The sequence below is a fragment of the Pedobacter gandavensis genome, from assembly GCF_032678745.1.
GTDB classification, from domain to species: Bacteria; Bacteroidota; Bacteroidia; order Sphingobacteriales; family Sphingobacteriaceae; genus Pedobacter; species Pedobacter gandavensis_C.
Genome location: NZ_JAVTST010000001.1, coordinates 490,260 through 502,329, shown reverse-complemented (window position 1 = coordinate 502,329; position 12,070 = coordinate 490,260). Strand labels below are relative to the sequence as shown.

8 protein-coding genes are annotated in these 12,070 nt (G+C 41.7%); all 8 read right to left on the bottom strand.

Going from position 1 to position 12,070, the window contains the following annotated elements:
* Positions 1–91: 91 nt before the first annotated feature.
* The 8 genes from R2S10_RS01940 to R2S10_RS01905 are packed head-to-tail and all read right to left on the bottom strand — an operon-like array spanning position 92 to position 12,070.
* Positions 92–1,888 (bottom strand): glycoside hydrolase 43 family protein, encoded by a 1,797-nt coding sequence (locus tag R2S10_RS01940; protein ID WP_316838749.1) that lies wholly within the window; start codon positions 1,886–1,888, stop codon positions 92–94.
* Complete coding sequence (locus tag R2S10_RS01935; RefSeq protein WP_316838748.1) at positions 1,870–2,868, bottom strand: pectinesterase family protein; 999 nt, start codon at positions 2,866–2,868, stop codon at positions 1,870–1,872. Before R2S10_RS01935 ends, R2S10_RS01940 begins: the two co-directional genes overlap by 19 nt.
* Entirely contained in the window at positions 2,847–3,803 is a 957-nt protein-coding gene (locus R2S10_RS01930; RefSeq protein WP_316838747.1) for a pectinesterase family protein, read from the bottom strand. Before R2S10_RS01930 ends, R2S10_RS01935 begins: the two co-directional genes overlap by 22 nt.
* Positions 3,800–4,585, bottom strand: a complete 786-nt coding sequence (locus R2S10_RS01925; protein ID WP_316838746.1) for a rhamnogalacturonan acetylesterase — start codon at positions 4,583–4,585, stop codon at positions 3,800–3,802. Before R2S10_RS01925 ends, R2S10_RS01930 begins: the two co-directional genes overlap by 4 nt.
* Positions 4,586–4,596: 11 nt before the next feature.
* On the bottom strand, positions 4,597–5,346 hold the full coding sequence (locus tag R2S10_RS01920; RefSeq protein ID WP_316838745.1) for a rhamnogalacturonan acetylesterase: 750 nt from the start codon (positions 5,344–5,346) through the stop codon (positions 4,597–4,599).
* 9 nt (positions 5,347–5,355) lie between these two features.
* Entirely contained in the window at positions 5,356–6,954 is a 1,599-nt protein-coding gene (locus tag R2S10_RS01915; RefSeq protein ID WP_316838744.1) for a DUF4957 domain-containing protein, read from the bottom strand.
* Positions 6,955–6,966: 12 nt separating this feature from the next.
* Entirely contained in the window at positions 6,967–8,820 is a 1,854-nt protein-coding gene (locus R2S10_RS01910; RefSeq protein WP_316838743.1) for a RagB/SusD family nutrient uptake outer membrane protein, read from the bottom strand.
* Positions 8,821–8,839: 19 nt separating this feature from the next.
* The gene (locus R2S10_RS01905) at positions 8,840–12,070 is read right to left on the bottom strand and encodes a TonB-dependent receptor (RefSeq protein ID WP_316838742.1); all 3,231 of its coding nucleotides are present in this window, start codon (positions 12,068–12,070) and stop codon (positions 8,840–8,842) included.

The window sequence follows — 12,070 nt, the reverse complement described above, 5'->3', positions numbered from 1 at the left end:
CTACATAGTTTTGTTAGAGAATAAAACAAAAGCGCCCAAAATAACTGCGCAATCGTTCCCGTGTTCCTGTTAAAATTGGGTTTAGAAGAATTTACTGAATGGCTTCTACACGGAACCAATCCACATCTGCATAGCCGGAATCATTGCTTTTTCCTTTTTTAACTGCAAACAAGCCCATTTTCGCACCTATCCATTGTCCTTCACTTGCCTGGAAGGATCCGGGAATAGCGATGAAGTTCTTTCCATCAAGGCTATAACTGAAATTACAAAGCGCTCCTTTGTTTACTTTAACGCGCAAATAAACTTCCTCTGCCTGAACATGACTAATCGGAGGGACAAAGTTTCCTTTTAGCTTTTCTTTCGCCAATGTCTCTTTCCAATCTGTAATCTTGATTTCCTGCTCTTTTTTCCCTTTAGCCGCATCCATACAAGTCGTATAAACTAAAGACAGCTGCCCTTTATTACTTTTCAAAGCAAGATTAGCATAGCTTCTACCCATGATGATCAAGCCTACTTTTTCCTCCTCCAATTTCGCACTTGCGTTAAATATCAGCTTAGCAGTGGCCATAAACTCCTCCGCAGGGAACTTTTGTAAGAGTAGGTTTGGCACATCCCAATAACTGTTCATGTCTTCCGGACCAGCTTGCGTAAAAAGTCTTAAGCTTCCTTTTCCAGGATTCATAAATGCCCAGGTTGCTTCAGGATTCGCCTGCCATTGCCACTGTAGCCCCATCCGATTTTCATTAAACTCGTCACTTTCTGCAGGCGTAGAGATTGGATACACCTTGCCAACAGCCGGTTTTTTATATTCCAATACCGGAGTTCCGATGCCTGTGCCCGCAACATCAAGCCCAATTACCGGCCAATCTTTGACCCATTTCATAGGCTGTAAATGTACCACGCGACCATAGGGCCCTTTATCCTGGAAATGCAAAAACCAATCTTCTCCCCCGGGAGTGTCTACCCAAGCCCCCTGATGAGGTCCGTTAATTGGAGAACTCCCTTGATCCATCACCACTTTTCTTTCATAAGGACCATATACATTTTTGGAGCGCAGTACAAGCTGCCAGCCCGTAGAAACGCCTCCTGCCGGAGCAAACAGGTAATAATAACCATTACGCTTATAAAATTTGGGCCCTTCTATGGTCGGATCATCTTCATGTCCGTCATAAACCAATTGCCCCTGATCTATTGCCCGATCTCCGGCTGCATTCAACCTTTTTACGGCAAGTACACTTTTTATCCCAGCTCTACTGCCAGCATAAGCATAAGCCAGGTAAACTTTGCCATCCTCATCCCACAGCGGACAAGGATCAATCAGGCCTATTCCCTCGGCCACCATTACAGGTGCAGACCATTCGCCCCGAGGGTCTTTTGCTTTAATCAGGTAAATTCCAAAATCAGGATCCGGGTAATAAATATAAAACTCTCCTTTATGGTAACGAATTGCTGGTGCCCATACCCCATTTCCATGCTGAGTTTTCGAGAAATGAGCTTCAGGAATTTGGCGGGTTAAGGCATGGCCGATAATTGTCCAGTTCACCAGATCTTTAGAATGCAGTATCGGAATCCCCGGAACCCCATCAAAACTGGAAGCAATCATATAATAATCATCGCCTACACGGATGGCATCCGGATCTGAATAATCGGCATTCAACACCGGATTTTTATACTTGCCATTGCCAAGGTCGGCCAACCAAACTTTACTGACGCTGGGTTTACCTGATGTAGCACTTTCTTTTTGTGCAGCCACAGTTCCTCCGCAGAGGATAAAACTTGCGATCCATAAACTACTCCTCCACAAAGGATACTGCTTTGCAGCTCCAATTGTTTTCAGTGCATTTTTGCAGGTACGCACCGTATCTTTCACTATTGTTTCGGCTTCCATAAACTCTTTGCTGAAAATATCTTGACTAATGTATATGCTTTAACTTCTTTCTTTGACAATTGCTTTGACCATGGGATTCTTTCTGATATTGCCCCTCCAGGTCCTTTTGAGCCATATTCCGCATAAAAACTGGTCTTATGGTTATCGTTTTCATTCCATGCCCGCCAACCGGCAGCTAAAATATGACTGCCCATTTCCGTATTGATAAATACCGTGTTGGCATAAGGACGCCAAGGCCTGCCCAGATAAACTTTCTCAAGTCCCGGCGTTGCAGTTAGCTTACAATCCAGAAATACAAAACCATAAGGCTGTGCGGCAGTAGTGGAAGCTGCAGTAATGTATGAGTTCTTTTTGCTGTGGATATGACAACGTTCAAAAACAACCGTTGCCGCACCGAAGATAAAATCGGTAGTTCCCTCTATATAGCAATCCACATAGTACTGTCTGCTGGTGTCTACCGCAGGAAACAAAGTATCCTGATTTCCCAGTATCCGGCAATTCTTCAAAACGATGCGGTCTCCTTCTGTATGGAGCGCAACTGCTTGTCCAACCGGACCGGCATCGTTTTCAATGGTCAGGTTCTCTGCCCTGAAATCATTCCCTTGTACCAACAAGGTATAGGAATTGTAAGTATTGAAACCGGGCTTACCAGAATAATCCCCATTAGAAATCACCGTATTTGAAGAATCTTCTCCAAGGAGGAACACATTTGTTTTCCAGGAAGGCACGATTAGCTTCTCTTTATAAACACCCTTTTTTATACGAATGGTGACCACCGGCTCCGAGAAATCCCGAACAGCATTGATGGCAGCCTGAATCGTTTGAAAATCTGCAGTACCATCCTTGCTTACAGTAATTGAAGTTGGAACCGCCCCTTTCCCTGCAGCTGCCTGACTTTGTGCAAGGACCATTTCAGCATTCAGACTAAAATGCAATAGGAATAACCCCAGAAATAGCTTTAACTTTTTGCTGGTATCCATCCTTTAAAAATCTTTTCTATAGTATACTCCGCAGCTTCCTGATCGTTTAGTTGCTTCGACCAATTCACTCTTTTATCAGTAGCACTACCTGCACCTTTGTTCTTATACTCCGCATAAAATGCAGTTTGCTCATTGCTGGCTTTCCCCCAGTTGTTCCAGCCTTCAGCTTTAATCATAGCTCCAAGCTCACAATTCAGAAAAACAGCTTGTGCATAAGGGCGCCATGGTCTGCCCAGATATACAGATTGTGCAGGCGCAGTTCCAGTAATCTTACAATTCAGGAATACATAACCATGCTTTACAGAATCTGGTGCTGAGGAAGCCGTAAGAAAACCTGGTTGTTTACTAAAAATCTCACATTCTTCGAAGACCGCAGTTGCTGATCCGAATATAAAATCTACTGTTCCACTGATGAAGCAACGATAAAAATACTGTTTGCTGCCAGGGCCGTAGGTATATAAGGTATCTTGAAAGCCGAGCATTCTACAATTCAGAAAACTGGCTTTGTCTCCGGCAACCCATAATGCTACCGCCTGACCAACTGGACCGGCAGTATTCTCAAAAGTGATGTTCTTTGCACTAAAGTCATCCCCATAAATATAAAAGCCTGAAGATCCTGAAGTACCCATATCTTCTCCAAATCGGTTTTTCTTCTGCGCATAATCGTCATAGGTTAGAATTGTTTTCTCTACACTCTCTCCAACCAGACTAACCATTTTCTTGGAAGCCGATAAATTGAGTTTCTCTTTATACCTGCCATTTTTAATATAAATGGTGGTCTTCACTTTTCTAAAATCCGGAACAGCATTGATCGCTTCCTGAACGGTTTTAAAATCAGCCGTTCCATCCTGGGCTACCACAAGGGTTTTATCCTGTGCTTTTAACTGTCCAAGGCCAAGAAAACCAAAGACAGCCAGGCATAACATCATTTTCATTTCTTTAAGGGTTTAGGTTGTACCACATAGTTACACAATTCCAACTGCTGTTTTTTCATCTCTGAAAGCACAATCTGGGCTATTTTCCTTGCGCCAAACTCATTAAAATGAGTATTGTCCTTTTTACCTTCAGGATAATTTGGATGTACACCTGACTCCAGTTGCATAAACAATTGCTTGGCCCCTGATGGTCCCATCTTTTCATACATCGCTCTGCTCTCCCGATCAAGATCAATCACTGGAACATCATATATTTTTGCAACCTCATATACCGCCGCGCTATATTCCATATGCGTTTCATTAGCATGTCCATTTTTATCGAAACTCATTCTGGATACCGGAGTAATGAGTATAGGAATCGCATTTTTCGCCCTGCTTTCTTTAATAAACCTCGCAAGATTTGTCTTGTAATCTGGTACCGAAGTGTAACGCTCTTTATATCTTTCTCCTTTAGCAGCATCATTATGGCCAAATTGCATCAGTACATAATCTCCCTTACTTAAACTATCGGATACATTGTCCCAACGTTTTTCAGCTATAAAAGTTCGGGTACTTCTTCCGCCTTTTGCGCGATTATTAACCTGCACTGCGGGAGTAAAAAAGCAAGCAAAAGGCATTCCCCAACCTGTTAATGGTGCTCTGGAGCTTTCATAATCACACATAGTGGAATCACCAATCATCCAGATTTTTATTGGCTTCTGCTCGCTGATAAAAGCGGTACAAAAACACAATAAGCCAATCGCAACTATGGTTAACTTTCTAAATGGTTTGATTTGCATCATTTCTTATTTAATCAATTAGCGGGTTTAACCAGGTATTGTAATACCGGTAAATTCAAGGCTCTCATTTCCTGTAAAACCAGCTGTGCCATTACCCTTGCACCAAGTTCATTAAAATGTGTATCGTCTTTTTTCCCTTCCGGATAATTAGGATGTTCTCCTGCTACTAAATGATTGAACAAGAGCTTCGATTCTTCAGGGCCATATTTTTGCAACAGCTCCTGACTTTTCAAATCCAGGTCAATCAACGGAACTGCCACTGATTTTGCCAGTTCTCTAACCAAATCCGAATAGAGCTGATGCGTTTCCTTAACTTTTCCGGAAGTATCAAAACTTCTTCTGGCTACCGGCGTAATCAATACTGGAATAGCACCTTTTGCACGACTTTCCATTACAAACATCAACAGGTTCTTTACGTAATCTGCTTCCGGTGTATAACTTGCCTTGGTTTTCACCTCATCATTATGACCAAACTGAATCAGCACATAATCTCCTTTCTGCAGTGATGAGGCTACAGGTGCCCATAAATTCTCGGAAATGAAGGTCTTTGTACTCCTGCCATTCTTCGCACGATTATCGACCAAAACATCTTTACTAAAAAAGTTAGCAAAAGGCATTCCCCATCCTGTTTCAGGGAAAGCGCTTGCTGATTTAACAGCAAGCGTGGAATCCCCAATCAGGTATATGGTCAATTTTCGCGGAGTTGAAATGAAAGACATCAACACCAGGGCTGTAAAAGCAAAGACCCAACTATATTTTCTCATATCTATTCTTTAAAACGTCCATCGTGGATCGCCTAATACGCCTCCATCGGTAGCGCTGGTCCAAAGTAAAGATCCTGCTGGCAATACAAATTTAGTAGTGCTAGTCGTCCATCCCGGATCTACTGTTTGTCCTTGTGTAGCCGCACCCGGTAATGGCAATACTGTTCCTTTATCTGCAGTTTTCAGATTAAATGTATTGTTATTGGTAAAGGTAATTGCAGAACTCGCAGAAGTACTCGCGATGATTCCCACTACCGTGCCAGAACGAGGTGCATTGGCAAGAATCGAATTCTTGAAAATATAAGTAACCGGATTTGCTGCCGCATTGAGTAGTAAAAGCATGCTGCCATAACCGATATTATTAATCGTACAAGAGCTGATGGTGATCTCAGGCGCTTTACCTACCATAGTCGTTTTACAACTTACTAATCCTGGCGAACTGTTATAAATTGTGCTGTTGCTAACCGTTAAGGTTTTAAAAGCCAGTTTATCTAAATGAAACAAATAATAGTTGGCACCAGCAAACTCATAGATCAGACATTTATTAAAACTCAGGTCATCCATTGTAAACAAAGCACTACGATCCGCTCTAATAATTGCGGTAGTAAAGCCATGAATCCAGGAGTTTTCCACTTTAATATTTTTGAAATTAGCAGCTCCGGAACCAGCGAGTAAATCGCAGAAATACCCACCGGTATATGCTGTTCCATCAAAGTTAATTCCTGAAGCAGAGAAACCAGCGCCTGTACCTGTCAATGTGAATCCTTTCATATTGACCCTTACCGCCTCAGGATTATCATTCACTGATCTTAAAGTAACCGATTTGTTGATCAGTGCAACCAATACTGGCAATTCATAAGTACCATCTTCCAGGCCGATCACCGCATTATCTCCTGCATTAGCAATTGTAGTCGCCAGGTTATCTGAAGGACTGATCTTAATGGTATATACAATTGGAGCCGTAGTACTAAAAGTCAGGTAGCCATTACTCTTTGTTCCGGCAAATAATTCCGCAGTATACTTTGTAGTTGGACTAAGGCCTGGGATCGTAATTTTCTTTTCTTTAATCTGATCTGCAGTTAGGGTAATGGTGATGGCAGTACCGGTTTCAGGGCTGATCACGATAGTCGAACCTGCAGGAACTTCCATAAAAGCCAGAGTAACACTATTTTCTCTAACCACGGTACCGCTTTCTCTAAACAACTGAGTACCGACAATCTTAAAGCTACTGCTCACAAGGTATTTCGATTCCGGTTGTGTTGCTGTTGCATTGGCTTTCACACGGGCATAATATTTCAGTCTTAGCTTAAGCTCTCCTTCATGCACGGTATACCCTGCAGAATCTGTTTTCCCTGAAAAATCTGTTGTGGAGAACAGGGAATCTGTAGAAAAATCTACGGTATAGCTGTATTTATTATTGCCGGTAAATAATGGAGCGTCCCAGCTTAATCTTGCTGAGCTTTCTGAAGCTACAATTTTAACACCTGAAGGCTTAAAAATTCTTGGGGCCTCTGTTGGCGTTTCGTCCTTTTTGCAGGAAGAAATGGACAGGGCTAAACTTGCAAATAAAAAACAATGGCAAGCGATAGTTAAAAGATTTCTTTTCATGATTGTATAGACTTAATAACCATTATTTTGAACCATATTGGACGTTTCGATCAGCACCGTTTTAGGGTAAGGCAACAACTCTCTTTCATTCGCTTTGAAATACGTTGCAAAACCATTAGCCAGACCAGAGATCGATCCGGAAACAGGATCGTCATTCACTGCAAAACGCCAGGCTTTAACCGTATAGCCACCAGCAGGTGCGCTTGAAGAACCCAAACCTTTCGTATAAAACACCGTATTTGGTGTCCCACCGTATAAATCCAGATTGGCCACTTCTTCTACGCTACCACCTTTCAGGTAATTGTTCTCTTTCACATAAATGTAAAGCGGTACATTTTCATACGCACCTTGTCCCAACATAAAGTCTTTCAGTTTAGCACGTGTTTCATTGAACTTCGTTTCCATCAGGTTCCAGCGAATCAAGTCGTATTTACGGATTCCTTCACCACCAAACTCCAGTAAGCGTTCTTTTACAATCGCCTCAAAGAAGGCATTTTTATCTGTCGGACTAGCAGGAACCTTGTCTTCAAAACCTTTAAATGCACGTTCACGAACTCTTTTCAACGCAGCTTGTGCCGCCGCAGATGGGGCTCCGTTCACTTCATTATCCGCTTCGGCGAACATCAGCAAGACATCTGAAAAGCGCAGAATCGGCCAGTTGATCGCAAAGTTTTGAGAAGTTGAAGAGTTGTTAAACGCAGTCCATGCTTTTCTGAATTTTGCATCCGTCATCGTATTTGCAGTATTCAGCATCTTTTTAGAATTGTCATTGATTTCATAAACACCAATGGTAACATCTCTTCTGCTATCCATAGCAGGATCAAATTCATAAAAGTAAGTTGCAATAGCGTTCATACCACCACCGCCTTGTCCGAAAGTAGATTTAGCAGAATACCTTAAACCGTTGTAATAACCCAGCTTACTATCTGTAGAAGCATTGCCACCAAAAGCACCTACTTCCAGCATCAATTCATGTTTATCATCTAAACGCGTTCCATGCAAAGTCTTGAACACATTTTCATAACTTGGATTTAAATCATGTTCTCCTGCTTCAGCAATTATTTCTGTGCATTCTTTTAAAGCAATATTATAATAGTTTAAATAATCCGTTCTTCTTTCCATTCTACGGGTATCCACACGTAAAGCGTATCCCCCTCTGGCCAAAGCAATCCTTGCTCTAAGGCCTTTAACAGCACCCTTTGTGAAGCGGAAGCTTCCATATTCGGTAATATTAGATCTCCATGGCACTAAAGTTTCCGCCAGTTCCAGATCTTTCAACAACTGATCATAAGTTTCATCGCGATTGCTATTGCTGTAATTCAAGGTTGCGGCATCAGAAGCAGGAACGAATGTCCCTGGAACATCTCCCCAGTTGCGGATCAGTTCATGGTAAAACTGCGCTCTTAAAGCCAGTGCTTCGCCGTAATATCTGGCCATTTCTGCTTTCTGAATAGCAGTACCGTTGTTATACAAGTTCGACAAAGGAATGTACTTGATACAAATATTGGCGCGTTCTACGCCCGAAAACAATTGTGCAAAAGGATTCGCTAACTCCGTATTGTCGGAACTTGCACCATACATACTCACCCCTCTACGATCAGAAGAGCTATAACTCCCTGATGTTTTAAAGTCATCTGCACTCAGGTTCAGGATGGTCGCCAATCGGTTCCCATAACCATTGTCACCTACCAACCTATTGTACACCCCTATCAGGGCATTATTTGTATACACCGTACTTTCAAAAACTGTTGTCGGTGAAGTAGTAGATGGAGATTCAAATTCCAACGCTTTTTTACAGGAAGGAAGTACGCTTAAAGTACCAATCGCGAAAGCCATGATGGCCGCTGATAATATGTTCGTTTTCATTTCTTTAAAGATGATTGGATTAAAAAACAAGATTAAGACCGGCAAGAATATATCTGCTGCGAGGATAAGCGGCGTAATCTATTCCTGGTGTTAATGGACTATTTCTACGGGTATTTGCCTCTGGATCATATCCTGAGTAACCAGTAATCGTTAATAAATTATTTACGGTACCATACACACGTAGTTTAGAAATAAATCCGGTACGCTTCATTAATTTTGCAGGAAGTGTATAACCCAGTGTCACATTGGCAATGCGCAGGTAAGAACCATCTTCAATTGCAAAAGACGTTAAGGCATAGTTACCTGGTGTAGGCGTCCAGTAGGTCGTATTTTCATTCATTGCAGTTAAAGCTGCAGGATCGGTTACTTTAACACCATTGGCGTCAAAGTTTTTCCAACGTTGAGTCATAATGTCCAGAAGGTTGTTGTCTTTCACATTATATTGAGAAGTAAACTCTAAACGATTGGCGTTATATACCTTGTTCCCTACTGAGAAGTTAAGGAATACGGACATGTCAAAATTCTTATAAGCAAATTGATTGTTGAAACCTCCGATAAACTTTGGTTGTGCAGTGCCTAGTACCGTACGGTCATCCTCTGTAATTACCATGCTCTCCGAAGAAGACAGCTTTTTCAGCTTCATATCACCCGGTTGAGGTTCTCTATTTCCAATCAGCGACTTGCTATTTGGCACATCAGCTTTCAAGGTATAAGTATATACACCGGTATTTGCATTCTGCACATAATTGAAATCATTTACAGTATACCTGCCATCAGATATATATCCATAGAATTGACCAACAGGTTTACCTACTTCTACTTTCACATCTGCAAGGCTGTTTACCCATCCTGACTGAACCAGGTAAGAATTTACACCACTTTGTAATTCAAGAATTTTATTCCTGTTGAAGGAAATATTGAAACTGGTGTTATAGGTAAAATCCCTGCTTTTCACTGCCAGAAAGCCCAGTTGCAACTCAATCCCCCTGTTTTGTGTTTTACCAACATTTTGTTGTTGCGTATTATAACCGGATATGGTCGAGATATTCGCATCCAATAATAAATCCTTAGTTCTGTTGTCATAAAGATCTACTGTAGCCGTTAAACGATTATCGAATAACTCCATATCAACACCAAAGTTTGTAGAAAAGTTCTTTTCCCATCTGATGTTAGGATTTGCTAATTTCGTTGAGATCAATCCGGTGCTTACAGCAGCATCATTTGCTGCATATCCACCTGCGGTAGAACTCGCCAGGAAAATCGTTCTGAACAAATCCGAACCAATTCTGCTATTTCCTGCAACACCATAACTCAATCTAAACTTCAAACTGTTTAACCATTTAATCTCTGCTTTTTTAAAGAAGTCTTCCTCCGACAAGCGCCATGCAATTTGTCCGGATGGAAAATTGCCATAACGATTGCCATCGGCAAATACAGAAATACCATCTCTTCTGAAATTAAAGGTAGCCAGGTACTTTCCTTTATAAGAATAAGCAGCACGGGCAAAAACTGAAAGGTTTCTAGTTCCACCTACCAAAGAAGTCGGCTTATCCTGAACCGCACCATTTGGCAAATCGGTTTTTTGAATGTTAGAAAAAGCCTCTTCAGGGGTAATATTTGTTGGGAACCATTTAATGGTCATATTGTCCGAGTTGGTATCGTCTTTACGTATCTCCTGGCCCAGCAAAAGATCCAAACTGTGGTCTGCCCCTAAATTTGGTTTGTAATTTAAGGTATTGGTATTGACAAAAGTAGTCAGATGAGAGTTTTCCAGCTGAATGGCCGGCATATTCGCATTGTTCCGCGCAATATTACTCAGCATTCCATTGAAAGTGTCTACATTACGGTCATTGTAATTCAAACCTAAAGTACTTTTCAAGGTTAGATTCTTTAGAATCTGATAACTCGCATAAGCACTCGTGATCAAATCATTGCGGTAATCGTATTTCAATTCATTATGAGCTAAACTAACCGGGTTGGTCAGATTGGTGGTCTGGAAATCTGCATCAAACAAATCTCCGGAATCACCACCACCAAGATAAGGCTGGTAACGCACTGCATTTCTTAAACGATTGGCACTTTGAGATTGAGTATTACTCGTACCAACCCCATCTACGCGCTGGCGACTATACCTCGCATTTAAACCGAAACGGATTTTATCAGAAAGCTTGTGGTCAAACCTAAAAGAAGCAAATGTCCTTTTATAAGCAGACTCCAGCATAATCCCGTCTTCCTTGGTATTGTTGAGCGAGAAGTTAAAAGTAGTCTTGTCAGTTCCTCCGGAGATATTCAGGATCTGGGTATTTGACCAGGCCTGGCGACCGAATACTTTATCCTGCCAATCCACTTTAGGGAGGTTTTTATAGATCTCTAAATCCTCAAAAGTCCCGTAAGCTTTTGTGAAATCGCTTTTCGTTTGTAATGAAGTATTGTTATTGTACAGTTCATATTGATAAGACACAAACTCATATGGATCCATCACTTCCAGTTTATTGACGATCTGACGAACGCCGCCAAACACATCAAAAGAAACTATAGTCTTACCGGGTTTTCCGGATTTAGTAGTAATGATCATTACCCCATTTGAACCTCTTGAACCATAAATAGCAGTCGAAGCCACATCTTTCAACAAGTTGATCGATTCGATCTCCCCAGGAGATAAGATAGAAAGCGCATTCTCTACAGGAATTCCGTCTACTATATATAAAGGTGAGTTGTCGCCGGTAAGCGAACTTCCACCACGAACTTTTAATTGGATATCTGCCCCAGGATTCCCCTCAGGTGTAATTACAGATAAACCGGCCATTTTACCAGCCAATGCCTGCGCCAATGTTCCCACCGGGAAATCTGCGACATCCTTACCGGACAATACCGATACAGAACCCGTCAGCATTTCTTTTCTTACCGTTCCATAACCAATATTGATCGTGACCTCGTTCAGTTGAGAAACATCTTCCGTTAAAACAAAATTGATTTTTGATTGATTGCCTACTGCAATTTCCTGTGGCACATAACCGATATATTTGGCTACTAAAACTGTCGCCCCTTGATCAGGAACAGAAATCTTGAACTGGCCTTTCTCATCCGTACTCACCACAATAGCAGTGCCCTTGATAGAAATGCTCACCCCAGGAATAGATTCCTTGCTCGTTTTATCTGTGACCTTGCCGGTTACCTGGCGAATTTTCTGTGCATCCGCCCGGAAAACTACGATAGCCAACAATACAAACAGTAGTAAAAATTTTTTCAT